The organism is Streptomyces sp. Tu 2975 (assembly GCF_009832925.1).
Classification (GTDB): domain Bacteria; phylum Actinomycetota; class Actinomycetes; order Streptomycetales; family Streptomycetaceae; genus Streptomyces.
On record NZ_CP047140.1, the window covers coordinates 1,080,545 to 1,105,226 of the forward strand.

Sequence of the window (24,682 nt, forward strand, 5' to 3'; positions counted from 1 at the left end):
CCCCCATGAGGAGCACGTCATGGCCCGTATTTCCCTCGACCCGCGCCGCTCGTTCTTCCTGCGCGCGACCCAGTGGTACTCGAAGCGCGCCTACGGCAAGATCCTCGACCCGGTGAGCGCGCTGGGTCACAACCCGAGGGTGCTCCGGGCCGATCTGCGGTTCGAGATGGCGGTGGGCAGGTGGAACACGCTGGACGCGGATCTCAAGGCGCTCGCGGTGATGGCCTCCGCCGCCTCGATCGGCTGCAGTTGGTGCATGGACTTCGGGCACTGGGAGAACAGGCAGCGCGGGATGGACGCCCGCAAGGTGCGCGACGTGCCCATGTGGCGAGAAAGCGACGCGTACACCCCGCTGGAGCGGGACGTCATGGAGTTCGCGGAGGCCATGACGGCCAACCCGCCGGAGATCGACGACGATCTCGCCGGGCGGCTGGTCGCCGCGCTGGGCGAGGCGGCGTTCGTGGAGCTCACGGCGATGGTGGCGGTGGAGAACCTGCGGTCCAGGATGAACACCGCGCTCGGCCTGACCAGCCAGGGGTTCAAGGACCAGTGCGAGATCCCGGCGCGGGTGCAGGCCGAGGCCGAGGTGGCCTCCGGGGAGATCACAGCAGGCTGACGCACGGGGGCAGCGCCGGCTGACGTACGGGGGCGGCCGCGACGCCGCGGCCGCCTGAGGCAGGTCCTGTACAGGGCTGGACTTCATCCAAGATCAGCTGTGTACTGTGACGCCGTGGCCAGAGTTCGGTTGAGCGTGGCGGAAAGGCGCGAGGAGATCCTCGGCGCCGCCGTCGAGCAGATTGAGGCGCGGGGCGTGGCGGCCGTACGGATCGTCGACGTCGCCGACGTGCTCGGGGTGAGCAGCGCCCTGGTGCTCTACCACTTCTCCACCAAGGAGAAACTGGTGGCGGCCGCCTTCACGCACGCCGCCGACGCGGATCTGGCCCATCTCCGCAGGCTCCTCGGGCGGCGCACCACCGCTCTGCGCCGGCTTCGCGCGGCGGTGCGCTGGTACGCCCCGACCGGGCAGGCCAAGGGCTGGCGGCTGTGGATCGACGCCTGGGCGGTCTCGCTACGGGAACCGGCCCTGCGGGACGTGTCCCGCGCTTTGGACCAGCAGTGGAAGTCCGCCCTGACGGAGGTCATGGCCGAGGGGGCGGCCGCCGGCGAGTTCCCCTGCGAGGATCCGGCGGCGGCGGCCTGGCGGCTGACGGCGTTCCTCGACGGGCTGGCCGTCCAGATGACGTCGTACGCGGGCTCACTGTCCCGGGCGGCCATGCTCCAGTGGGCGGACGAGGCGCTCGCCCGTGAGCTGGGCATCGACCACGGCGAGCTGACGGCCACGGCGCGCTGAGTCCCCCGCCCGGGACCGTGACGCGGACCGGGACGGTGGCTCGGACCGGGACGGTGGCTCGGACCGGGAACGGCGCCACCGCTCAGGTCTGCCGCACCGGTTCGTAGACGGCGGCGTCCAGCCCGAAGGTCCAGGCGACGCCCTCCTTCGCCGTGCGCGTGGTGGGCGGCACGCGCAGCCAGTACGTCCGGTGCGAGCCGTCGGGCTCCGGCGTGGAGTTGACCACCTCGACCATCACCACGTCCTCGTCGTCCGCGAGCGCGATCCGCCACAGGATGCCGGTCTCGTCGCGGTGCACGGGCTCGGCGCCGGATTCCGCGAGATACCGGTCGTAGCCGTAGTACTCGAGCATCACGCGGCGCAGTTCCGCGTTCTCCTCCTCGCGTATGCGTTCCGGGGTCAGGGCGGTGAGTTCGCGGAGGAACTCGGCGGGCACGGGCATGCCGCGCCATGCGTGGAGGGCGAATCCGTCCGGGAAGACGAGCGCGGGGCCTTCGCCGTTGTCGAGCCTGCCGGCCTCGTCGCGGTGCAGCCGGGAGGGGCGTTCGCAGATGACGACCGCGTTCTCGAAGGGCCACCACCAGCCGGCGTGCTCCGCGACCCGGGCCAGCCCCGTCAGCCGGTCGCTACGGCCGTCGAAGGCGGCGAGCCATGCGGCATCGTGCTGTCCGAGGACCGCGTCGAGCAGGACGCCCCGGATCCTCGCCTCCTCCGCGGCACGGTCGGCGGCGCCCTCCTCTGCCTTCTCGAGCAGCGCGTCCACGACGCCGGTGCGTATGCGCTCGGCCAGGGCGCGGGTGCCGTCCCACAGGAGCGCTCCGGTGCCGCTCCACAGCGAGGTCCAGCCGGCAGGACCCAACTCGTCGTGGACGCGGCGTCGTTCGTCCGCCCAGGGGCGGGTGCGCACCTCCTCGCGCACGGAGCGCACCGGGCCCTGAAGCTCCTGGACGGCGTTCACGCCCGCGAGGGGCGAGTCCGCCCAGACGATCCGGTCGGGCGCGGCGAGCCCCGCCGCACGGTAGGCGAGCCGCACGCCCTCCTCCGCGGCGGACCGGTCCGCCGGTCCTGTCGCCGCCGCGATCGCCCGCCACTTGTCCGCATACTGCATGTGAAGTCCCGTCCCCTGTTGTCGTTCTGTCCGTCGTGCCCCGCCGCCCGCGGCGGCTCAGTCGGCGACGATCCGCACCGCTCCCGGCAGGTACTCCCGCTGGCGCACGACCCGGTACCACCCCTTCGGGAGCGATATCGCCGCGTGCTCCTCGTGCACCACCCGGCCGCCTTTTGGAAGGTGAAGGAGCATCGGGCCGAACGGTCCCGGCTCGCGCACCAGTCGGCCGGGGCCCGTCACGGCGTGGGCGTGGCCCGTGACCTCGCCGAGGGCGAGCACCATCCGGCCGCGTGCGTCCCGTTGCTCCCCCGGCGCGTCGGTGACGTGCGGTGGCACGGCGTCCTCCGCGACGGACACGATCAGGACGTCCCCCTGCCGGTACATGGCTCTCCCCTTCCCGCCGGCCGCCCGCTGCGTCCGACCTGTTCCCGACGCTAAGGGGAGGGTCTGACATTGATACTCGTAACGGGTTCCGGTGGTCGTGGCTCAGGGTCTGACTGACGTCCTGCTGGGCTGTCCTGCGACTGTTCTGTCCGGCTGCCGGAATCCGTTCTCCATGGCTCCGGCCAGGTGGAACATGACCTGATAGGAGCTTGGCCAGAGGCCCCCTCACTGTCCTGTCTGACCCACCCGGCCGGCGTCACCCCCAGCCCGGGAAGGCAGCTGACAGGATGACCGTGACGATCACGCCCGCCACCGAACTGGACGCGATGTTCGGTGGAGTGGACTCCCACGCGGACACGATCCACGTTGCTGTCATCACTGACCGGGGCGGCCACGTCGCCGACGCTGAGTTCCCCACCACGGCGGCCGGGTACGCCGCGGCGATCGCGTTCCTGAACGCCCACGGCACGGTGACCGCCGTCGGCGTCGAGGGGACCTCCTCCTACGGCCTCGGGTTCACCCGTGCCGCCCGCCACACGGGCCTGACCGTGATCGAGGTCAACCGCCCTGACAAGGCCGAGCGTCGCCGGATCGGCAAGTCCGATCCCATCGACGCCTACGCAGCCGCCCGCGCCGCGCTGTCCGGACGGGCATCGGTCATACCCAAGGACGACACCGTCAGCGGTATACGCGCCCTCCACAACGCCGCCCGGTCCGCCGTCAAGGCCCGCACCGCCACCCTGAACCAGATCGCGCACATCCTCATCACCGCCCCGGACGACATCCGCGTCAAGTACACCGCCCTGCGCGGCAAGACACAGCTCGAAGCCATCTCCCGGCTCCGTCCCACCGGCGACGGACCACGCGTTGCCCTCCTGTCCGCGCTGAAGACCCTCGCCCGCCGGGTCCAGGCCCTGACTACGGAACACGACACCCTCACCGCCGCCCTGGACACTGCCGCCACCGAGAACAACCCCGGCCTTCGCGCCGCGTTCGGTGTCGGCCCCGACCACCGCAGCCCAGCTCCTGGTCACCGCCGGCGGCAACCCCGACCGCCTGCGGACGGAGGGCGACCGCGGAGCGAACTCAGCCCTCTACCGCATCGCCCTCGTCCGCATGTCCAGCGACGCCCGCACCCGCGAATACGTCGCCCGGCAGACCGCCGCCGGACGCACGAAGAAAGAGATCATCCGTCTGCTCAAGCGGGCGATCGCCCGGGAGGTCTTCCGCTACCTCACCACACCGGTCAGCGTTCCGGACGTCTCCGACCTCCGGCCCGCACGCCAGGCCAAGAACATCACCCTCACCACCGTCGCCGAGCACTTCGGCGTCTGGCCCGCGGTGATCTGCATCGAACGCGGCACACGCCGCGACGACGACCTCGCCAGCGCCTACCGGGACTGGCTCGCCGCCGCCTGACCGCTCGCGTGGGACCGTGCTTAATCCGTCCAGGACAGAACGGCCAACTTACGTCGGCTGGCGATCAGATAGAAGCTCTGCAACAGCCCAAAATGCTCGACGAGGTACTCGCGCGGGTGTCCGTTGAACCCTCGGAATCCGCATGCTTCGGCAGCGGCCGAGTGGTCCGCAGGCAAGCAGTTGAGTACTTCGCCGGCGTCCAAAGCGGCCAGTTCTCGGGCCACTTCGGTCACTGCTGCAGGAGCGAGAAGGGCTGGAGGGGAGTCGAAGCCGTCATGGACCCTGGGATGGTCAAGAAACTCGACGTCGCCGCCGGGGCCCCCCGAGATACTCCGCTCAAGAACCTGGATCCACGGACTCTCGGTGCGCATGCGCTGACAGAACCGGATCAAGCCCCAGATCGCCCAGTCCAGATCCACGGTGTCCTCCGCGGGCGGGTCCCACTCGGGGTCGCCTTCCGGTGACATTGCCGCAGCTGCACGACACTGAGTCAGATACTGCGTGGACACCCGTGCGAGTTGCTGTGTCAGTGCCATGCGTTGAAGTATCTCGAACCGCCGCCTGAAGCCGCGAGCCCCTCCGCTGACCGGGACGTTCAGGCCACCACACCGCTTGACTGCCAATAGGAGCATCAACGGGTCCGGCACCGCCGCCGGCCCCCGGCCGCCCCGCGGGTGGGGATGTCAGTGGCCCTTGGTAGAACTGCTCCCACGTCAGCCGATCAAGCCGCACCGGTGTCTGGAGCCCGTCATGACCATCTCGAACCATCTGCAGGAGTGGTACGGCCTGCCCGCGTTCGACTTCCCCGACTCCGAGGCACAGGCCACGTCCGGGACCGCGCTGCCGGCGCCGGAGGATGTCGCCTGGCGGATCTCCGTCGACTCCTACGAGAGCGAGGAGGAGTGGGAGGAGGCGTTCGCCCGCTTCGCGGCGACGGTGGACACCGCCAGGGTGCGCGCGCTGATCGTCGGCTCGTGGAGCGACGCGTACGACTCCGGTCCCGGGGAGGTCATCTCGGCACTGCTCGGCGCGAAGGAGAAACTGCCGCGGCTGCGCGGGCTGTTCGTCGGCGACATCACGTTCGAGGAGTGCGAGATCTCCTGGATCAACCAGGGCGAGGTGACCCGGCTCCTCGACGGCTTCCCGCAGCTCGAGCACTTCGGTGTGCGCGGCGGCCAGGATCTGGTGTTCCCTGCGGTGAAGCACGAGCGGCTGGAGACCCTGGTCGTGGAGAGCGGCGGTCTGGACGTGGCCGTCGTCCGCGGTATCGCGGCGAGCGACCTGCCGGCGCTGGAGAATCTCGACCTCTGGCTCGGCACGTCGTGGTACGGCGCGAACGCGGACGTGTCGGACCTGGAGCCGTTCCTGTCGGGGACCAGACTGCCGAGGCTGCGGTATCTGGCGCTGCGCAACAGCGAGATACAGGACGAGATCGCGGTGGCACTCGCCGGCGCTCCGGTCGTGGCCCGCCTGGAGATGCTGGACCTGTCGATGGGCACGCTGGGCGACGACGGCGCCGAGGCGCTGCTGAACGGCCAGCCGCTGACGCACCTCAAGAAGCTCGATCTGCATCACCACTTCATGAGCGGGGCCATGGTGCAGCGCCTGTCCGACGCCCTGGTGCCGGCCGGGGTGGAGCTCGACGTCTCCGGGTCGGAGGGCAACGGCTCCGGCGACAGGGAAGGCCGATACACGGCCGTCGCCGAGTGACCGCCTCCGCCCGCCGCCTGACCGGTCCTGCGCTCGCGGTCGTGGGCAATCCGGCCAACCGCCGTGTCGCCCTCTTCCAGGACGCGCTGTGTGAGGCCGGAGCGCCCGCCGCGCGGGTGGTGCCCTGGCTCGACGTACTGCGTGGCCGGGCCGAGTTCCGTCCGGGCGAGCTGGTGCGGATCGACTCCCCGGGCGAGGACCGCGAGGTGGAGCGGGCACTGCGCGGCGTGGACGATCCGACCCGCGTGGAGGGCTCGGCGCTGTGGTACGAGCGTTTCACGGCGGCGGTACGGGACATCGCGGTCCGGGCGGAGGCGGGCGGGGCACGGCTGCTCGACGATCCGGCGCAGCTCGCCGTGCTGTTCGACAAGCGGCTGTGCCATGCGGCGCTGCTCGCGGCGGGCGTGGCGGTGCCCCGGTCGCCGACCTCGGGAGCTGCCGCGCCCCCGGTGCGCGGCTGGGACGATGTGCGCTCGCTGCTGGCGGCCACCGGCATGCGGCGGGTGTTCGTCAAACCGGCGCACGGCTCGTCCGCGTCCGGGGTGATGGCCCTGGAGACGGCGGGCGGGGGACGGGTGCAGGCCACCACGTCGGTCGAGCGGGACGCGGAGGGACGGCTGTTCAACTCCCTGCGGGTGCGGCGCTACGCCTCCGAACGCCGAGTCGCCGCACTGGTCGACGCGCTCGCCCCGGACGGCCTGCACATCGAGCGCTGGCTGCCGAAGGCCTCGCAGCGCGGCCGGGTCGCCGATCTGCGGGTGGTGGTGGTCGCCGGCCGTGCCACCCACGCGGTGGTGCGGACCAGCCTCTCCCCCATGACCAATCTCCATCTGGGCGGCCTGCGCGGCGATCTCGCCGAGGCCCGTGCCGCGACGGAGGCGGCGGGCGGCAGTTGGGCCGGGACGCTGGCGGTGTGTGAGCGGGCCGCTGCCTGCTTTCCCGGCGTCTCCCGTGTCGGGGTCGATCTGCTGCCGTCGACCGGCTGGCGGCGTTTCGCCGTCGGGGAGGTCAACGCCTTCGGGGATCTGCTGCCGGGGCTCACCGGGATGCCAGGAAGCGGCGCTGAGGGCCAGGACACCTATGCGGCGCAGGTCGCCACCGTACTACGCGGGACGAGGAACCACCGAAGTGCAACATCCTGACATGACCGCCGGACACGGCCAGGAGGCGCCGGCCGCAGCCGGCACGCCCGACATGAACGAGGTCGTGGGCCGGGACGACCTGCTGCTCGTCACGCTCGACACCCTGCGTTTCGACGTCGCCGCCGAACTGGCCGCGGCGGGCCGGCTCCCCAACCTGGCCCGTCATCTCCCCGGCGGTGTCTGGGAGAAGCGGCACGCGCCGGGCAGCTTCACGTACGCCTCCCATCAGGCCATGTTCGCCGGGTTCCTTCCCACGCCGGCCGAACAGGGGCCTCATCCGCGGTTGTTCGCCGCCCGTTTCGCCGGCAGTGAGACGACCGCCGGACACACGTACGTCTTCGACACCCCCGACCTCGTCTCCGCCCTCGCCGGGGCCGGCTACCGCACGGTGTGCATCGGCGGTGTCGGGTTCTTCAACAAGCAGGGCCCGCTGGGCTCCGTGCTGCCGGGCATGTTCCAGGAGAGCCACTGGGAGCCCTCGTTCTCGGTCGCTTCTCCCACGTCCTTCGAGGCGCAGGTGGAGCGGGCCGAGCAGGTGGTGGCCTCCCTGCCGCGCGAGCGCAGGCTGTTCCTGTTCGTCAACGTGCCCTCCCTGCACCAGCCCAACTGGTTCCATCGGCCGGGAGCGACCCGGGACGACGGTGACTCCCGGGAGACGCACGCCGCGGCGCTCGAGTACGTCGACCGCCACATCGGGCGGCTGTTCGCCGCCGCGAGCAGCCGCCGCCGGTGCTTCGCGATCGTCTGCTCCGACCACGGGACCGCGTACGGTGACGGCGGTTTCACCGGTCACCGCCTCGGCCACGAGGCCGTCTGGACCGTCCCCTACGCCCACTTCTTCCTCGAGGCCTCCGCATGAGCACCCCCGTGCCGACCCCCGCGCCGACCCCCGCGACAGCAGCCCTCGCCGGCCCCGGCGCTCCGCGCCCCTACCAGAGCTACGTCTACGCCTATCCGCACAAGACGGCCTACCGGCCCCTCGCGGACCGGCCGGCGCTGCGCGAACTGTGGGCACGGGAACAAAAGGACGCACTCTCGCTGTACCTGCACATCCCGTTCTGCGAGGTCCGGTGCGGCTTCTGCAACCTGTTCACCCGGATCGGCGCCCCTGACGAGCTGACCGGGCGTTACCTGGACGCCCTCGACCGCCAGGCGGTCGCCGTGCGCGAGGCCCTCGGGGAGGCCGGCCCGGTGCGGTTCGCGGCGGCCGCGTTCGGCGGCGGCACGCCGACGTTCCTGACAGCCGCTGAGCTGGAGCGGCTCTGCGACATCGCGGAGAAGCGGATGGGCGCCGACCTGAGCGCGGTGCCGCTGTCGGTGGAGACGTCGCCCGCCACGGCGACCGCGGACCGGCTGGCCGTGCTCGCCGGGCGCGGCACGACCAGGGTCAGCATCGGCGTGCAGAGTTTCGTCGACGCGGAGGCGAGGGCCGCGGTGAGACCGCAGCGCCGTGCCGAGGTGGAGGCCGCGCTCGGCCGGATACGGGAGGCACGGATCCCCGTCCTCAACATCGACCTGATCTACGGCATCGACGGTCAGACCGAACAGACGTGGCTCTCGTCGCTCGACGCCGCCCTCGACTGGGAGCCGGAGGAGCTGTATCTCTACCCGCTGTACGTGCGCCCGCTGACCGGTCTGGGCCGGCTGGGTGCGGCGGGTGACGCCGCCTGGGACGAGCAGCGGCTGCGTCTGTACCGCGCGGGCCGCGACCATCTCCTCGCCCGCGGGTACGAGCAGGTGTCCATGCGTATGTTCCGCCGCGCGGGCGCGCCCGCGTCGGCCTCCGACGACCATGCCTGCCAGACGGACGGCATGATCGGGCTGGGCTGCGGCGCCCGCTCCTACACCTCGAGCCTCCACTACTCCTTCGACTACGCCGTCGACATGGGCCAGATACGCCGCATCATCGACGACTTCACGACGACGGAGGACTTCTCCCGGGCGGAGGTGGGGCGGCGGGTCGACGAGGACGAGGCACGCCGCCGGCACCTTCTCCAGTCGCTGCTCCAGGCCGAGGGGATGGACGTGGCCGGCTACCGCGAGCGGTTCGGCGCGGTTCCCGCCGGCCATTTCGCCGCGGAGCTGGAGCGGTTCGCCGCGCGCGGCTGGCTCGACCCGGCCGCCGCGCCCGGGCGGCTGAGGCTGTCGCCCGAAGGGCTCGCCCATTCGGACGCCCTGGGCCCCGAGCTGTTCTCGCCCGCGGTCCGGGCGGCCATGGCCTCGTACGAGCTGAAGTGAGCGGGTCCATGGATCTGACCGTGCTGTACCGGGGCCCGTTGTCGTCCTGCGACTACGACTGCCCCTACTGTCCGTTCGCGAAGCGCCGCGACAGCCGGGAGCAGCTGCGCGCGGACCGTGCCGCATTGGAACGCTTCGGGGGTGGGCCGCCGCGCAGACGGGAGACCGGCTGTCGATCCTGTTCACGCCGTGGGGAGAGGGGCTGGTCCGCTCCTGGTACCGCCGGACCCTGGCGGAGTTGTCGCACCTTCCGCACATCCGCCGGGTCGCGATCCAGACGAATCTGAGCTGCCGGACCGACTGGCTGGCGGAGGCGTCCCCGGAGACCCTGGCCCTGTGGTGCACCTATCATCCCGGTCAGACACCTTATGACCGGTTCATTGGCAAGTGCCGGGATCTGATACGGCGGGAGATCCGGTTCAGCGTGGGCATCGTCGGCTTCCCGGGCCATCTGGAGGAGGCGCGCAGGCTCCGCGCCGACCTGCCCGGCCACATCTACCTGTGGGTGAACGCGCCGGAAGGACACGAGCTCTCCGACGCCGAGGCACAGTCTTGGACGGAACTGGACCCGCTCTTCCCGTACAGCCGCCACCCCCACCGTTCCGCGGGGCTGCCGTGCCGCACGGGCGAGAGTGTCGTCTCGGTGGACGGCGAGGGGACCGTGCGCCGCTGCCACTTCGTCCGCGCGGAGCTCGGCAACCTCTACGACGGCTCCTACCGCCGCGCGCTGCGCCCCCGCGCCTGCCCCCTCGCCGTGTGCGACTGCCACATCGGGTACGTCCACCTGGAGACGCTGCCGCTGTACGACGTCTTCGCCGGCGGAGTCCTCGAACGGGTCCCGCCGGCGATCCCCCCAGCGGCCACGTCCCCGTCCGTCCTCACCTAGGGCCTCTCGTTCGGCGGTCCGGGCGCACCGATGTCGCCGCGCGCTCCGGACCGCCGCTCGCTTCAGAGCGGCAGCAGGTCGGGGCGCTTGGCCAACACATGATCGCCGGAGCTCTCGCCGCGGAGCCGCCGCCCGATCCAGGGCACGAGATACTCGCGCGCCCACTGGATGTCGTCCCGGCGCCCCTCGAGCGTCCCTCGCGGGGGCAGCGGCGGCCACGGCTGGTCGGGGTCGGCGGGCACCTCGATCCCGAGGACCTGCGCGGCGCGCAGCGCGACCCTGGTGTGCCCCTCGGGTGACAGGTGGAACCGGTCGGCGTCCCAAGCACGCCGGTCCTGGACGGACTTGAGCGACCACAGGTCCAGCACGGGGCAGTCGTAGCGGTCGGCGATGGCCCGTACGTGGGCCGTGTACGTGGCGATCTTGCCGCGGAGATGCCGCAGGACCGGCACGTCCCGGGTGTCGAAGCCGGTGGTCACCATGACGGTGCCGACGGAGCCGGCGAGGTCTGCCACCGCCCGTTCGAAGCGTTCCGCGACGTCGTCGGGGTCGGAGCCGGGCCGGATGATGTCGTTGCCGCCGGCACAGAAGGTCACCAGGTCCGGCGCGAGCTCGCGCGCCCTCGGCACCTGCTCCTCGACGATCTGGTCGAGGAGGCGGCCGCGTACGGCGAGGTTGGCGTACCGGAAGGAGTGCTCCGGCATCCGGTCGGCGAGCAGGACGGCGAACCGGTCGGCCCATCCGACGAATCTCCCGTCGGGTCCCGGGTCCCCCACTCCCTCGGTGAAGCTGTCACCGATCGCCGCGTACGACCCGAATGCGCCACTGTTCTCTGTTCTCGAATCGTCTGCCACGGGAGCACATCTTTCCTTCACGGATGTGACCTACGCGACCGTAAGGAGGGGTTGACGCGCCGTGATCTTTACCACCCGTCACATTTCGCCCGAGCCGGAATACGCGGAAGCCCCCGCTCCGCCTGATGCGGAACGGGGACTCACCTGCGAACGGTGGGCGGCCGGACGGCTCAGAGGGAGACGCCGTGCTCGCGCAGGTAGGCCAGCGGGTCGATGTCCGAACCGTAGGAGGGGCCGGTGCGGACCTCGAAGTGCAGGTGCGGACCGGAGGAGTTGCCGGTGGAACCGGACAGCCCGATCTGCTGACCACCGGTCACCGACTGGCCGCCGGAGACGGCGAGCGAGGAGAGGTGGGCGTACTGGGAGTAGGTGCCGTCCGTGTGCTGGATGACGACCTCGTTGCCGTACGCACCGGCCCAGCCGGCCGAGACGACGGTGCCCGCACCGACGGCCTTGACGGAGCTGCCGGAGGAGGCGGCGAAGTCGACACCGGTGTGGTACCCGCTGGACCACATGGCGCCGGAGGCCCGGTACGCGGTGGTGACGCCCGCGTCGACAGGGGCGCTGAAGCCGGAACCGGACGGCGTGGCCGGCGTCTCCTCGGCGGGAGCCTCGGGCTGCGGAGCCTCGGCCTCCGGCGCGGCGGACCGCGAGTCGTCACGCGACGGGCGGGTCTGCGACTCGGAGCGGGGCTCCGGGTCGTTCTTCGCCTTGTTCTTCGCGCCGATCGTCAACTCCAGACCCGGGTGGATCAGCGACGGGTCGGCACCGATGACACGGCGGTTGTCGTTGAAGAGCTGCTTCCAGCCTCCGCGGACGTCCTGCTCGGCGGCGATCTTCGACAGGTGGTCCCCGGCGACGACGCTGTACGTCTTCGGGGCCTTCTTGGCGGCCGGTGCGGCCGCGGGCGCGGCGGCCGGGGCCTTCTCCGCTACGGCCGGGGCAGCCGCCGGGGCGGCGTTGGCCGTGGTGGCGCCGAACAGCGGGAGCGCGATGGCGGCGCCACCCGTACCGGCGACGACGAAGCCGCGAGTGATCGGGTTGGTCTTGGGACGGCGGTGCTTACCCTTGGCGGGCATGGCGCATTCCTCTCCGGCGCCTGCGAGGTGAGCTGTCGGGTTCGGGCTGGAGATGCCCGGTCGCACACGTGGTGCCACTTCACCCCAAGCCGTCCGGATTGTCCGGATACGGCGTACTACCTGGTTCCCCCGCTCCTGCCACGCGTGGATAGGTTCGAATTCCGGGCGGCGGCAGGATTAGGCGGTCCGTCCGGATTGAGCGTGACCGTAGGCGAGTCGGGCAGCGCGGGACAAGCCGCGATTTTCCACGATCAATGACCGGTACCCCGTCCGCCCGGATTTCCCGGTCACCCTCCGTCGACAAGAGGCGGCCAACCGCCTTGTCGACAACGGAATTCGCCTCGGCGCAGCAGCCACAGAACGTCACGGATATGACGCTGCTCACGAGCCGGAACCCATCTCGCCTTCTTACGGGGCACGTTATGCGCAACCATCCAATTCGGACAGAAGCCCCATTTGGTCATCTAGTCCTGCACTTACCCACTAAAGCGCGCCACCCTTGCCCCACTTCGCCACCCGGCGACGAAAGCCCGTGACTCCGGTCACTTCCGGCCGACCGGCCGGTGGCTCATTGCCGCCACCGCCGCCGCGCCTCCCGCGCCCCACCGGTATCCGTCTCGCCGTCGCCGCCGGCTCGTTCCACAATTCCCCTCCCCCTTACGGGTAAGGCGAATCGCGACCGGTGGATCACATCCGCCGGAGCCGGATCACCGTGGCGTCGAAATCGCCCTCGAGTCCCGTGTGAATTCCGTGGTGAAGCAGCACCCCGCCCTGGTGGACCGCTCCGGTGTCGGCACACACGTAGGCCCCCGTCGCCTCGACACCGCGCAGTCGGAGCGCCGGCGGCCGCTCGCCGTAGCGCTGGGCCTGGAGCAGCGCGAGCACCACCGTCTCGTCGTCCCGTACGTACTGCACGGCGCTGAGACCACCCTCCGGGGCCCGCAGCCGGTACAGCTCGCCGTGCTGGACCAGCGGCCTGATTTCCTTGTAGAGGCGGATCCAGTCGCGCGCCTCCGCCAGCTCCGTCCCGCTCCAGGCCGAGAGGTCTCCCCCGACGCCCAGCACCCCGGCCATGGCGCTCACGAACCGGAAGCGCAGACTGCTGCGGCGACCGTTGAGCTGGACGTTGGGACTGTCGGTGACCCAGGCCGCCATGACCCGGGCCGGATGGAGTTGGCTGAAGCCGTGCTGGACGGCGAGCCGGTCCAATGGGTCCGTATTGTCCGATGTCCACACCTGGTCGGTGCGGGCGAGGACGCCCAGATCGATCCTGCCGCCCCCGCCGGAGCAGGACTCGAAGGCGACCGTGGGATGCGCCGCCCGCAGCCGGTCCAGCAGACCGTAGAAGCCTTCGACGTGCTCGGTCCACAGCTTCTGCGGGTACGGCTCCCCCGGCCAGCCCGCGTCGGTGAAGCAGCGGTTGAAGTCCCACTTCACATAGTCGACGGGCGTGCCGGAGAGCAGTGTGTCGAGCTGCTCCCACAGGTACGCCCGCACGTCCTCGCGCGCGAGGTTGAGCACCAGTTGGTTACGGAACTCCGCCCGCGTCCGCCCCGGATGGTGCTGGACCCAGTCGGGATGCGCCCGGTAGAGGTCACTGTCCTCGTTGACCATCTCCGGCTCCACCCAGAGGCCGAACTGCATACCGAGCGCGTGCACTTCGGCGGCCAGCGGCCCCAGTCCGTCGGGGAAGCGGTCCGGGTTCGGTGTCCAGTCGCCGAGTCCGGACCGGTCTCCGGTGCGCCGCCCGAACCATCCGTCGTCCACGACGAACAGCTCCACGCCCATCGCGGCGGCCCGCCGGGCGAGCGCCGCCTGCTGCTGGTGCGAGATGTCGAAGCCGGTGGCCTCCCACGAGTTGTAGAGCACCGGCCGCACCTGGCCGGCGTCGGGAATGACATGGGCCAGCTGCCACGCGTGCCACGCCCTGCTCGCCCCGCCGAAACCACCGTCGCTCCGGAGTCCGGCGAAGACGGGCGAGGTGTACGTCCCGCCCGGGGCGAGCCGCAGGAGCCCCGAGTCGTCGTGCCCCGCCCCTCCGGTGATCTGCACGGCCCCGTCCGGCAGCCGCTGCACGGACATCCGCCACGATCCGGACCAGCCGAGGGCGCAGCCGTACACCTCGCCGTGCTCCTCGGTGGCACCTTCCGCGTCCAGGGCCACCCAGGGCAGGTGCTGGTGACCGGTGTGACCGCGCCGGCTGCCGATCGTCGTCTCCCCGTACGGGAGCGGGTCGCGCGCGAGGCGGGACTCGGCGGCCCAGCGGCCGTGCAGCTGGGAGAGCCGCCATGCCTCCCGCAGCGGCAGCGTCCAGGCGGCGGCATCGGCCCGGAGCAGTTCGATGTCCTGGCCGGTGCCCTCGTGGGCGACGGTGACCCAGCGCTCGATCACGTCGCTGTCGTCGCGCATGCGGTAGTGGAGGGTCAGGCCCAGGCCCACCAGGTCGTCGCGGAAGCGCAGCCTCAGCTCGTCGTCCTCGGCGGTCCAGCCGGCGAAGGCCCATTCCGTGCCGCGGACGCTCCCGGTCCTGACCGACAGGGCCGGGCGCACGAAGCGCGGGCCGCCTTCGACGGGGTACTCCTCGCGGCCGTCGAGCGGGGACTCGAAGGGCCGGTACGGCGGCGGGCCCGCGGCCGCGAGGGCCTCCGCGGCGGCGGCCGGGATGCGCCCGCCCCAGTGGAGGTGCACCACCTCGTCCGCGTCGGTGAGGTGGAGGGCGTAACTGCTCGTGGGGCCGGAAAGTACCCAGGTGCGCCCTTTGTCGACTTCCTCGATCATCTGACCCCTCGGATACTCACAGGTCCGCACAGGTCCGCACATCATCCGCCCGGGCGGACCGCGGTGGCAACGGCGCGTGGGGGACGCCGACCACCGTGCCGGACGGCCGGGACGATGGGCCGTTGAACGTGTGTCGTATGGTCGAGGCCGCGCCATCGCCCGGCGAACAGCGCCGGCGACTGTCCTCCGAAGGAGTCCCCGTGACGCAGCAGCTGCCGCAGGTCCCCTCTACAGAGCCCGAGCTGACCGGGGTCCGTAACTTCCGGGACGTGGGCGGCCTGCCGACGACGGACGGGCGGCTGGTGCGACCCGGTCGGCTCTTCCGCAGCGGCCACCTGGCACACGCGACGGCGGCCGACGCCGCCTTCCTGTCGACCCTGGGCCTGCACACGATCTTCGACTTCCGCAACGCCGCGGACCAGAAGCTCGAGGGGCCGGACATCGACCTGCCCGGGGTGCGCAACGTGAACCTGCCGCTGAGCGACCCCGCGGACGGCGCGGAGTTCTGGACGATGGTCCGGGACGGGAATCTGGACCAGCTGAAGTCGATCCTCGCGGACGGCAAGGGCGCCGGACGGATGATCGCCTCGTACCGGATGATCATCAAGGAGCGGACGGCGGAGCACAGCCGGGTGCTGCACGCCCTGGCCGAGGACAGCGTGCCCGCCCTGATGCACTGCGCCGCGGGCAAGGACCGCGCCGGCCTGTCGATAGCGGTGTCGCTGCTCGCCGTCGGCGTGGAGCGTGACGCCATCGAGGCGGACTATCTCAAGTCCAACGATCCGCACCGCCGTTACAAGGTCCGGCGCAGCGGCAACGGTCCTGACGCGATGTCACCCGAGGTGATGGAGCTGCTCGGCCCGCTCTTCGACGCCCGTGCCGAGTACCTGGCCGCGGCCTTCGAGGCGATCGAGGAGAACTGGGGCACGACGGAGCGCTACCTCACCGACGGCCTGCGGCTGTCCCCGGCGACGCGTGAACGTCTGCGGGAACGGCTGCTCGACCAGGGCTGAGCCCCGCCTGTCACTGGTTCTGGCCGCCCACCAGGAACAGCAGGTAGAGGAACCCGGCGATGACGTGGCCGGCGATGAGGTAGGCGAAGAGCCGGATCACCAGTCCGCGTGGGAACCGCTCCTCACGCGGGCTCTCGCCGCCGGTGGTGCGCTTGTCCAAAGGGTCGTACGACATGCGGGACACATTCCTCACCGGTCAGGGACGGGGTGCAGTTCGGGGGACTGCAGCAGGGTGTGCACGAACAGTATTTCCGCCCCCTCTGGGGCGGCCGCCGCGATGCGGTGCGGGGTGAGCGAGTCGAAGTGCGCACTGTCGCCGGCGGCCAACTCATGGACGGTGTCCCCGAGGCCGAGCCGCAGCCGCCCGCTCACGACGTGGAGCCACTCCTCGCCGGGGTGGACCCGTACGAGGTCGCCCTGCACGCCGTGCGGCACGAACACACGCAGGGCCTGCATGGCCCGACCCGGATTGCCGGCCTGGTGGTAGTCCCAGCCGGCCGCCGCCACGGGCTCGCGGTCGCGGCCACGGATGACCGGATCGCGTGCGGCGGGCTGTTCACCGAGCAGTTCGGCGACCGTCGTACCGTAGATGCGGGCGAGCGCGAGAAGCATCGGCAGCGAGGGCTGCCGCTGTCCCGTCTCGAGCCGCGAGAGATGTGCGGGCGAGAGGCCCGCCCGCTGGGCGGCGACCTCGAGGGTGAGTCCACGGCGGCGGCGCAGTTCGCGCAGCCGGGGCGCCATGTCGGGCAGCCCCTCGTCCGTCGGCTCGGCAGAGGTGGTCATGCCTCCATTGGGCCAGAGTATTGCCTGCGAGGCAAATTTCTTTGCCTCACAGGCAAAAATACTGGTCAGCGGTTGGCAACCGCCTGCTTCATCAAGGTCTTGCCGAAGTCCCACATCAGTCCGCCCCCGCCGTGCGCGTCCTCCATCACGGCTTCGAACGCGCCGACGAAACGGTCGACCTCCTTCTCCCCGATGATCAGCGGCGGGATCAGCTTGATCACTTCCATGCGGTCCCCGGAGACCTGGGTGAGGATCCGGTGCCGCTGAAGCAGCGGCACGACCACCATCTGCGCGAACAATCCCTTCCTGGCCGCCTGGAGCACGGTCCAGCGACTGCGCAGCTTGATCGACTCCGGCCGCCCGAACTCGATGCCGATCATCAGCCCCCGACCGCGCACGGCGTGCAGCAGCTCGTACCGGTCGACGAGCGACGCCAGGCGGGCCCGCAACAGCTCGCCCGTCACCCGGGCGTTCTTCACGATGTGCTCGTTCTCCAGCACCGACAGGACGGCGAGCCCCGCGACCATCGCCTGGGCGTTGGAGCCGAAGCTCGCGGAGTGCACCAGGACCCGGTCCATCGACGAATAGACCTTCTTGAAGATCCAGTCCCTGCCGAGTGTGGCACCGACGGGCACATACCCTCCGGACAGTGCTTTGGCCACGCAGACGAGGTCGGGCTCTACGCCCGCCTCGTACTGGAAGGCGTAGAAGTCGCCGGTGCGCCCGAGGCCCGTCTGCACCTCGTCCGCGATCAGCAGCGCCTTGTACTTGTGCAGCAGTTCCTGGGCGCCCCGCAGGAAGCCGGGCGGTGTCGGGTGGACACCCTTGCCCTGGACCGGTTCGACGATGAACGCGGCCACGTCGCCGCGCGCCAACTCGCGCTCCAGTGCGCCTAGATCGCCCATCGCGATGGCGGTGTCGGGCAGCAGCGGGGAGAACCCGTGACGGAACCCGTCCTCGCCGTTGACCGACAGCGCTCCGGTCGTCAGCCCGTGGAAGGCGTGCGTGCAGTACAGGATCCTGGGCCGGCCCGTCACGTACCTGGCGAACTTCAGCGCCGCTTCCACGGCCTCCGCCCCGCTGTTGCCGAAGTACACCCGGTCCAGGTGCGGGGTGTGCTCGAGCAGCTTCTCCGCCAGCAGCCCGGGCAGCGGCTGGCAGTCGAACCGGACCAGGTCGGCGAGCGAGGCGTCGATGACGTCGTGCAGCGCCTTGTTCACGACGGGGTGGTGCCGGCCGAGGCCCATCACGCCGAAACCGGCGAGCATGTCGAGGTAGTCGTTACCCTCGGTGTCGTAGAAGTAGGCCCCCTCAGCCCGGTCGTAGACCTTGTCGAACCCGATGGTGCGCAGCATGCGCGGCAGTTGGTGGTTGAGGTACCGGGCGTGCAGCTCGTAGCGCTCGTCACCGCGCCGCGCCAGCAGTTCCGCCAGATCGAAGCTCTTGGGCTGCTCGGTCATTCCTCGGCTCTCCTGGTCCAGAGTGTCGGTCGGTCACATGCCGGTCACCGGGGCCCCGACAGCGTCTCGCGGGCGGCCCGGAGCGATTCCTTGAGCGACCCCATGGTGGCGAGGACCGCGGTGGGCTCGTAGCCGCAGTGGGCCATGCAGTTGGCGCAGCGCGGGTCCTTGCCGCGGCCGTACTTGTCCCAGTCGGTGTCCTCGACCAGTTCGCGGTAGGTGGTGACGTAGCCGTCGCTCATCAGGTAGCAGGGGCGCTGCCAGCCGAAGAGGGAGTAGTTGGGGATCGCCCACGCGGTGCAGGGGAAGTCGGCCCTGCCCTCGAGGAAGTCCAGGAAGAGCGGAGAGTGGTTGAGCCTCCAACGCCGCCGGTTGCCCCCGGCGAAGGCCTTTCTGAACAGCTCCCTGGTCTGCTCGACGCCGAGGAAGTGCTCCTGGTCGGGCGCCTTCTCGTAGGCGTAGGCGGGCGAGATCATCATCTCGTCGACCTTGAGGTCGTCGTTGAGGTAGTTCAGGACCTCGATGACCGTCTGCGGGGTGTCGGTGTTGAAGAAGGTCGAGTTGGTCGTGACCCGGAAGCCCCGGCGCTTGGCTTCCTTGATGGCAGCGACCGCCTCGTCGAACACGCCCTCCTTGGCCACCGATTCGTCGTGCCGCTCGCGCAGACCGTCGATGTGCACCGCGAAGGCGAAGTACCGGGAGGGTGTGAACTTTTCGATCTTCTTGCGGAGCAGGACGGCGTTGGTGCAGAGGAACACGTACTTCCGGCGGGCAACCAACTGGCGCACGATCTCATCGATCTGAGGGTGCATCAACGGTTCGCCGCCGGCGATCGAGACCATCGGGGCACCGGACTCCAGCACCGCGCCGACCGCCTGCGCCACCGGCATCCGCTGCTTGAGCACCCCGGCGGGGTGCTGGATCTTCCCACAGCCCTCGCACGCGAGGTTGCACGCGTAGAGCGGTTCGAGTTCGACGATCAGAGGGAACTTGTCGCGCTTGCGGAGCTTCTGTTCGAAGAGATAGGTCCCGACCCTGACGGTCTGGCGGAGCGGCATGGCCATCTGGCTCACCTCCTGGGGAGCAGCAAAGAACGGTGCCATTCAAGAAATGCGGGCATTACGGCACGAAGGACACGGAAGGCTGATATTCCACCGCGAAGTGTGCCGATGCGTACCAGTTCATATTCCGGGGCGTCCACGACCACCCGGACGGCCGCAACGGGACGCGGCCCGACCTCCATGGCGCTGTTCAGAGTCGCCGCGGACTCCATGTCCGCCGCGATCGAGCCGGCCGCGAGCAGCTCCGCGCGCTCATGGCCGCGCACGACGTGATCCACACCGGTCAGCGGGCCCCGGTGCACCGTGTGCCCGGGGACCGCCCTGGCCACGGCCTTCACCAGCAGTTCCGTGTCGGTGCAGGCGGTGGAGACCTCGCCGAGCCGGGCCTCCTCCACGACCACGAGGTCGCCCGGGTGCATGCCCGGGGCGAGCCCCGCGCAGAAGCCGGACGCCACGACCGCCGCCTCCCGGAAGGGCTCGGTGCCGCACGCGGCGCGCACGGCACGGCCGGCGTTGGCCGGCCCCATGCCGGTGCGCAGGACGGTCGCGCCGCTCCCGCCGCGGCGCCGGTCACCTGCCCGCAGCGCGAACCTCTCGATGCCGAGCGCACAGGCGATCAGCAGCGGAACGGCGGGGACGGCAGGCTCCTGTAGGTCCCCCATCAGCCCCCTGGCGGGCGGCCGTACGGCCCACGGGCGGTTCCCCGTGGAGGAAGCGGCCGAGCGCGGTGAGGGGGAAGACCTGCCGGTACAGGTGGTAGTTGATCGAGAAGTCCCAGGGGAAGCCGGTACCCGTGAAGTACGGCTCCTCCCAGGAGCCGTCCGGCCGCTGCGTCCGCGCCAGGTATGCGACACCCCGCTCGACGGCCCTGCCCTCCCGCTCACCCGCCGACAGCAGCGCCAGCAGCGCCCAGCCGGTCTGCGAGGCCGTGGAGGCGCCGCGCCCGATGGACTGCTCCTCCCGGTATGAGCGCAGATCCTCGCCCCACCCGCCGTCCTCGTTCTGGACGGCCTCGAGCCAGGTGACCGCCCGGCGGACAGCCGGGTGGGAGGCGGGCAGTCCGGCGGCGATCAGGGCGGGGACCACCGCGCCCGTGCCGTACACGTAGTTGACCCCCCAGCGGCCGAACCAGGCTCCGCAGGCCTCCTGTTCCTGCAGCAGCCACCGCACGCCACGGCGGGTGCGCGGGTCGTCGGCCATACCCTCGTGGGCGAGCATCTCCACGACGTGCGCGGTGACGTCCGCCGACGGTGGGTCGATGACCTCGCCGAAGTCACAGAAAGGCAGCCGGTTCGGGAACGGGCTGGTGTTGTCGGCGTCGAACGCTCCCCAGGCACCGTTCCGGGACTGCATGCCGAGGTTCCAGCGCGTGCCGCGGGCCACGGCCGCGTCCACCCTCTCCGGGTCCGGATGCTTCACCCGCCGCAGGGCGAGGACCACCTCGGCCGTGTCGTCGATGTCGGGGTAGTTGTCGTTGTGGAACTCGAACGCCCAACCGCCGGGCCCGACTCCGGGCCTGCGCACCGACCAGTCGCCGGGCCGCACGACCTGCTCGCTCAGCATCCAGTCCGCCGCCTTCACCAGGGCGGGATGGTCGGCGGGCAGACCGGCGTCGGCGAGGGCGATGGTGGCGAGGCAGGTGTCCCAGACCGGGGACTGGCAGGCCTCGATCATCCGTACGGGTAGGCCGTCCTCCTCGTGGTGGACGGCGAAGCGGTCGAGCGACTCGAGTCCCGCCCGCATGACGGGGTGTTCGAGGTCGTAGCCGAGCAGATGCAGGGCGATCACCGAGTACACGGCCGGCGGTTGGATGCCGCCCCAGCAGCCGTCGTTCTCCTGCCGTTCGATGATCCAGCGGGCCGCGGCGTTCATGGCCGCCCGGCGCAGCCGGCGGGGCGCCACCTTGTGGTAGAGGTGCAGCGCCTTGTCGGCGCGCTGGAAGAAGCCGTCCCAACTGGCCGCCGGGGCGAACCGCTTCTGCGGGTTGGGCATCGCCGGGTCGGTGTGCAGCTCGTCGAGGGCGAACGGGGCCGGCCGCACCGGCCGCTTCGCGGAGACGACGGTCAGGGGCACGATGGTCTGGCGCGCCCAGCAGCCGAAGTCGTAGATGTTCAGCGGGAACCACGTGGGCAGGAGGACCAGCTCCGGCGGCAGCTCCGGCAGGTCGTCCCACTTCCACCAACCGAACAGGGCGAGCCAGATCCGGGTGAAGACCCGCGCCGCCGCGATGCCGCCCCTGCTCCTGACCCAGGAGGCGGCTCGCTGCATGTGCGGGTCGTCCGGGCGGTCGCCCGCCAGCCGCAGGGCGACGTACGCCTCGATGGTGGTGGACAGTTCGCCCGGGCCGCCGTAGAAGGTCGCCCAGGTGCCGTCGTCCCGCTGCCGCCCGCGGATGAAGCGGGCGGAGGCCTCCACGGTCGCCGCGTCCTGGATGCCGAGGAACTGCCGCAGGAGGAGGTCCTCCGCGTCCATGGTCACGTTGGTCTCGAGGTCGCCCTTCCACCACCCCTGGGCGTCCTGCCGCGCGAGCAGATGCTCGACGGCCCGTTCCGCGGCACGTCCGGCCGCGTCCCGTACGTCGGTGCCCGGCGCGGTGGTCCGGGCGGCGGTCGTCGTGGTCGTGTCGCCGGCAGTGGCAGCACCGGCCCGGACGGGCCCGCTGCTTCCGTCGGTCGTCGCTGTCATTGTTTCCCCTTCGTTGCAGTGGTCTCTGCTGAGCTGGGGTCTGACGTCGGCCGGTGACGATCACGTCACCGGCCGGCGACGCGCTTCATATGGTGCGGCTGTTGCTCCGGTCGGTCCTTGCGATGGTGATGGCGATCATCTCTTTCGTACGACGACGAAGTCCGCGAGCGCGACGAGCTGCGCGCGGACCCGTTCCGGCATGTCGACACCGTCGAGGGCCTGGATCGCGACGGCGTGCTGGCGGCGGGCCTCCTGGGAGGTCCACTCCCGGCCGCCGGCCTCCTCGATCAGGGCCGCCCGGGTGGCGAACTCCTCCTCGGAGAAGCTGTCGAAGTCGCTGCTCTTCGCGTCGGCGGCGAGCAGCTCGCCGAGCCGCTCGGAGGCCGGACCGCCGGCCGCGAGCGCCGCGACGACGGGCAGGGACTTCTTGCGCTGGCGCAGGTCGCTCCAGGTCTGCTTTCCGGTGGCGACCGGGTCGCCCCAGATGCCGAGCAGGTCGTCGACGGCCTGGAAGGCGAGACCGAGGTGGTAGCCGTACGCCTCCAGCGTGTCGGCGGTCCGCTCGTCGGCCCCGCCGAGCACCGCGCCGATGGAGACGGCGCAGGCCAGCAGCGCGCCGGTCTTGTTGCCCTCCATCTCCAGGCACTCCTCGACGGTGACCCGCTCGCGGTGCTCGTAGGAGATGTCCTGGGCCTGGCCGTCGATGAGCTTGCGGGACGCGGTGGTGAGGCGGCGCGCGGCCCGCCCCGCCTCCACGGTGCCGCTCTCCAGCAGCACTTCGTTCGCCAGCGCGAACAGCGCGTCGCCGACCAGGATCGCCAGCGCGGGCCCGTGCACCTTCCAGACCGTGTCGCGGTGGCGGCGCTGTTCGTCGCCGTCCATGAGGTCGTCGTGCAGGAGCGAGAAGTTGTGCACCAGCTCCACGGCGACGGCCCCGGGGATGCCGACCTCGGGTGCGGCGCCCGCCGCCTCTGCGGACAGCAGCGCCAGCGCCGGGCGTACGGCCTTGCCGCCGTCGCCCTCCGAGGGCCGCCCCTGCGCGTCGATCCAGCCGAAGTGGTAGGCGGCGACCGTGTCCATGGGCGGCGCGAGCCGCTCCACGGCGGCGCGCAGCACCGGCGTGGACAAGGTCCGTCCGCGCTCCAGCAGCGCGGAGATGTCGACACTCTCCGCGCTCTGTGCGGTGTCGTCAGCCGGGTACGCCGAGTGCACTGTCGGCACGCTTTCTCCTCTGGTTCCAGTACTGGTGCTCACGCCGCCTCCTTGAGGGGATGTTCATGGCGGCGGCCGAGCTCGGAGAGCGCAGCACCCGCGGCACTGAATCCGCTGCGCACGGCGCCCTCCATGGTCGCGGGCCAGCCGGTGGCAGTCCACGCGCCAGCAAGGTACAGGCCGGGCGCGCGTGTGTGCGCGGGCGGCCGCAGCCTGCCGACGCCGGGGGACGGTGCGAAGGTCGCCGTACGCTCACGGGTGACGAAGAAATCCCGCACCCCGGCACCGCGCGCGGCGGGCAACAGCCTTTCCAGCTCCGGCAGATACCTCTTCCGCAGCACGGAGACGGGTTCGTCGATCTCGTCCTGTGCCGCGGACTGGGAGACCGCGAGGTACTGGCCTTCGTCGGCGCCCGACGCCTCAGTGCGGTCGAAGACCCACTGGACCGGCGTGCCGAGCGCGGCGAAGAAGGGCCGGCGCAGCACCTTGCGGTCGTACACCACATGGATGTTGAGGATCGGGGCGGTGCCGATGTCGAGCAGCCGGTCGGGATCCTCCAGCGCGCCGACGGGGAGCAGCGCGTGGGCCTCGCGCTGCGCGACGGCCAGCACGACGGTGTCGGCGTCCAGTTGCTCGCCGTCCACGTCGACCTGCCAGCGGCCGTCAGCCGGCCGGCTGATCCGGCGTACCCGGGTGGACAGTTCGGTGCGCACCCCGGCCGAGTCGAGGGCCTTGCGGGCGAGGGTGTCGTGCAGTTCGCCGAGCGGCACGTGGGCCCAGCCGATGTCGGCGGCGCCGGGCTCGGACAGCAGCCCTGTCTTGAAGACCATCGCGGCGAGACCCAGGGACGCCTGCGGTGCCCGGGCGTTGAGGGTCGCGACGCCGACGAGGTCCCACAAGGCGGCGACGGCGCGCGGCGACTGGCCGTGCCGGCCGAGCCAGGTGGCGAAGTCGACGCCGTCCAGGGCCGGGTCGGTGGGATCCAGCCCCTTCAGCGCGAGCGCGGCACGCCCGACGCCGGCCCGCTCGGCGAGCGAGAGGTGCGGATAGCCGGCGAGGCTCCCGGCGAGGTGCAGCGGTACGGGCAGGGTGGAGCGCCGCAGGCGGCCGAGTCTCGGCCCCTTCCTGGCGGCGACGTCGAGTACGGGAACGTCCAGACGGTCCTGGACCGGAGCGAGGTGCGCGCCGTCGATCCGGTCGAGGAACCAGCGGTAGGCGGTGCAGCAACGCAGGTACACGTGCTGGCCGTTGTCCACGGTGAGCTCGCCGCGGCGGAAGGAGAAGGCGAGCCCGCCGAGCCGTGGCCGGCTCTCGAGCAGGGTGACCCGGACTCCCGCGTCGGCGAGCTGGAGCGCCGCGGTGACACCGGCGAGGCCGCCGCCGACCACCACAGCGTGCCGGGAGTCCATGCCGTCGGCCGTCATCCGTGTGCCTCCCTCGTGGACCGTGCGGCATGCGGCACGTCATGTGCCGGGGCCGCCACCGTCAGTGACGCGGCGGCGGGCCGGGCGGTTGCCCG

The 24,682-nt window shown here is 71.2% G+C and carries 22 protein-coding genes, 2 pseudogenes and 1 riboswitch; of the genes and pseudogenes, 10 read left to right on the forward strand and 14 right to left on the reverse strand.

Translation table 11 applies throughout. The features are described from left to right. The first annotated feature begins 19 nt into the window (after nucleotides 1-19). Together GLX30_RS04645 and GLX30_RS04650 are read left to right on the forward strand one after the other, a co-directional pair. The gene (locus GLX30_RS04645; protein ID WP_159683878.1) at nucleotides 20-616 is read left to right on the forward strand and encodes a carboxymuconolactone decarboxylase family protein; all 597 of its coding nucleotides are present in this window, start codon (nucleotides 20-22) and stop codon (nucleotides 614-616) included. A 114-nt stretch (nucleotides 617-730) separates the two neighbouring features. Next, a complete protein-coding gene (locus tag GLX30_RS04650) occupies nucleotides 731-1,351 on the forward strand; it encodes a TetR family transcriptional regulator C-terminal domain-containing protein (RefSeq protein WP_159683881.1) in 621 nt (206 codons plus the stop codon). An 82-nt stretch (nucleotides 1,352-1,433) separates the two neighbouring features. On the opposite strand, the gene GLX30_RS04655 is transcribed toward GLX30_RS04650, so the two are convergent. Then, entirely contained in the window at nucleotides 1,434-2,459 is a 1,026-nt protein-coding gene (locus GLX30_RS04655) for a DUF6745 domain-containing protein (RefSeq protein ID WP_159683883.1), read from the reverse strand. A gap of 57 nt (nucleotides 2,460-2,516) precedes the next feature. Further along, nucleotides 2,517-2,843, reverse strand: coding sequence for a hypothetical protein (locus tag GLX30_RS04660; RefSeq protein WP_159683886.1), 327 nt, complete (start codon nucleotides 2,841-2,843; stop codon nucleotides 2,517-2,519). Between the two features lie 326 nt (nucleotides 2,844-3,169). Between GLX30_RS04660 and GLX30_RS35010 the strand changes: the two are divergent. Further along, nucleotides 3,170-3,547: pseudogene (locus GLX30_RS35010) on the forward strand (transposase); the annotation flags it as partial. A 292-nt stretch (nucleotides 3,548-3,839) separates the two neighbouring features. Continuing rightward, nucleotides 3,840-4,262, forward strand: a complete 423-nt coding sequence (locus GLX30_RS35015; RefSeq protein WP_244258541.1) for a hypothetical protein — start codon at nucleotides 3,840-3,842, stop codon at nucleotides 4,260-4,262. Between the two features lie 20 nt (nucleotides 4,263-4,282). On the opposite strand, the gene GLX30_RS04670 is transcribed toward GLX30_RS35015, so the two are convergent. Further along, nucleotides 4,283-4,798 carry a DUF1877 domain-containing protein gene (locus GLX30_RS04670; RefSeq protein WP_159683888.1) on the reverse strand — a complete coding sequence of 172 codons (516 nt, stop codon included), beginning with the start codon at nucleotides 4,796-4,798 and terminating at the stop codon, nucleotides 4,283-4,285. 214 nt (nucleotides 4,799-5,012) lie between these two features. Between GLX30_RS04670 and GLX30_RS04675 the strand changes: the two genes are divergently transcribed. The 5 genes and pseudogenes from GLX30_RS04675 to GLX30_RS04695 all read left to right on the forward strand — a co-directional run bounded on the left by GLX30_RS04675 (nucleotide 5,013) and on the right by GLX30_RS04695 (nucleotide 10,238). Next, on the forward strand, nucleotides 5,013-5,972 hold the full coding sequence (locus tag GLX30_RS04675; RefSeq protein ID WP_159683891.1) for an STM4015 family protein: 960 nt from the start codon (nucleotides 5,013-5,015) through the stop codon (nucleotides 5,970-5,972). After that, nucleotides 5,969-7,114, forward strand: coding sequence for an STM4014 family protein (locus tag GLX30_RS04680; protein ID WP_208545360.1), 1,146 nt, complete (start codon nucleotides 5,969-5,971; stop codon nucleotides 7,112-7,114). Before GLX30_RS04675 ends, GLX30_RS04680 begins: the two co-directional genes overlap by 4 nt. A gap of 52 nt (nucleotides 7,115-7,166) precedes the next feature. After that, nucleotides 7,167-7,973, forward strand: a complete 807-nt coding sequence (locus GLX30_RS04685; RefSeq protein WP_208545555.1) for an STM4013/SEN3800 family hydrolase — start codon at nucleotides 7,167-7,169, stop codon at nucleotides 7,971-7,973. Further along, nucleotides 7,970-9,352 carry an STM4012 family radical SAM protein gene (locus GLX30_RS04690; RefSeq protein ID WP_244258007.1) on the forward strand — a complete coding sequence of 461 codons (1,383 nt, stop codon included), beginning with the start codon at nucleotides 7,970-7,972 and terminating at the stop codon, nucleotides 9,350-9,352. Before GLX30_RS04685 ends, GLX30_RS04690 begins: the two co-directional genes overlap by 4 nt. An 8-nt stretch (nucleotides 9,353-9,360) precedes the next feature. After that, a pseudogene (locus GLX30_RS04695) lies at nucleotides 9,361-10,238 on the forward strand (STM4011 family radical SAM protein). A gap of 62 nt (nucleotides 10,239-10,300) precedes the next feature. Here GLX30_RS04695 and GLX30_RS04700 read toward each other — a convergent pair. The 3 genes from GLX30_RS04700 to GLX30_RS04710 all read right to left on the reverse strand — a co-directional run bounded on the left by GLX30_RS04700 (nucleotide 10,301) and on the right by GLX30_RS04710 (nucleotide 14,949). Beyond that, nucleotides 10,301-11,092, reverse strand: a complete 792-nt coding sequence (locus tag GLX30_RS04700) for an SGNH/GDSL hydrolase family protein (protein ID WP_159683896.1) — start codon at nucleotides 11,090-11,092, stop codon at nucleotides 10,301-10,303. Nucleotides 11,093-11,262: 170 nt separating this feature from the next. After that, a complete protein-coding gene (locus tag GLX30_RS04705; RefSeq protein WP_159683898.1) occupies nucleotides 11,263-12,171 on the reverse strand; it encodes a LysM peptidoglycan-binding domain-containing M23 family metallopeptidase in 909 nt (302 codons plus the stop codon). A gap of 4 nt (nucleotides 12,172-12,175) precedes the next feature. Then, nucleotides 12,176-12,355, reverse strand: a riboswitch (cyclic di-AMP (ydaO/yuaA leader). A gap of 503 nt (nucleotides 12,356-12,858) precedes the next feature. Further along, nucleotides 12,859-14,949 (reverse strand): alpha-galactosidase, encoded by a 2,091-nt coding sequence (locus GLX30_RS04710; protein ID WP_159683901.1) that lies wholly within the window; start codon nucleotides 14,947-14,949, stop codon nucleotides 12,859-12,861. Nucleotides 14,950-15,149: 200 nt separating this feature from the next. On the opposite strand from GLX30_RS04710, the gene GLX30_RS04715 reads away from it, so the two are divergent. Further along, complete coding sequence (locus GLX30_RS04715) at nucleotides 15,150-15,962, forward strand: tyrosine-protein phosphatase (RefSeq protein WP_159683903.1); 813 nt, start codon at nucleotides 15,150-15,152, stop codon at nucleotides 15,960-15,962. Between the two features lie 10 nt (nucleotides 15,963-15,972). On the opposite strand, the gene GLX30_RS34275 is transcribed toward GLX30_RS04715, so the two are convergent. The 8 genes from GLX30_RS34275 to hpnE form a co-directional block, all read right to left on the reverse strand. Further along, complete coding sequence (locus GLX30_RS34275; RefSeq protein WP_167306791.1) at nucleotides 15,973-16,137, reverse strand: DUF6126 family protein; 165 nt, start codon at nucleotides 16,135-16,137, stop codon at nucleotides 15,973-15,975. A gap of 14 nt (nucleotides 16,138-16,151) precedes the next feature. After that, complete coding sequence (locus GLX30_RS04720) at nucleotides 16,152-16,745, reverse strand: helix-turn-helix domain-containing protein (protein ID WP_159683906.1); 594 nt, start codon at nucleotides 16,743-16,745, stop codon at nucleotides 16,152-16,154. A 65-nt stretch (nucleotides 16,746-16,810) separates the two neighbouring features. Continuing rightward, nucleotides 16,811-18,205, reverse strand: coding sequence for an aspartate aminotransferase family protein (locus tag GLX30_RS04725; RefSeq protein ID WP_159683908.1), 1,395 nt, complete (start codon nucleotides 18,203-18,205; stop codon nucleotides 16,811-16,813). Nucleotides 18,206-18,249: 44 nt separating this feature from the next. After that, nucleotides 18,250-19,269 carry an adenosyl-hopene transferase HpnH gene (hpnH, locus tag GLX30_RS04730; RefSeq protein WP_159683911.1) on the reverse strand — a complete coding sequence of 340 codons (1,020 nt, stop codon included), beginning with the start codon at nucleotides 19,267-19,269 and terminating at the stop codon, nucleotides 18,250-18,252. Between the two features lie 5 nt (nucleotides 19,270-19,274). Next, nucleotides 19,275-19,928, reverse strand: a complete 654-nt coding sequence (locus GLX30_RS04735) for a 1-hydroxy-2-methyl-2-butenyl 4-diphosphate reductase (protein ID WP_159683913.1) — start codon at nucleotides 19,926-19,928, stop codon at nucleotides 19,275-19,277. After that, entirely contained in the window at nucleotides 19,837-21,951 is a 2,115-nt protein-coding gene (gene shc / locus GLX30_RS04740) for a squalene--hopene cyclase (RefSeq protein ID WP_244258008.1), read from the reverse strand. The genes GLX30_RS04735 and shc overlap by 92 nt, the downstream gene beginning before the upstream one ends. Nucleotides 21,952-22,086: 135 nt before the next feature. Next, entirely contained in the window at nucleotides 22,087-23,163 is a 1,077-nt protein-coding gene (locus GLX30_RS04745) for a polyprenyl synthetase family protein (protein ID WP_167306905.1), read from the reverse strand. 38 nt (nucleotides 23,164-23,201) lie between these two features. Then, the gene (gene hpnE / locus GLX30_RS04750) at nucleotides 23,202-24,587 is read right to left on the reverse strand and encodes a hydroxysqualene dehydroxylase HpnE (RefSeq protein WP_159683918.1); all 1,386 of its coding nucleotides are present in this window, start codon (nucleotides 24,585-24,587) and stop codon (nucleotides 23,202-23,204) included. Between the last annotated feature and the right edge of the window lie 95 nt (nucleotides 24,588-24,682).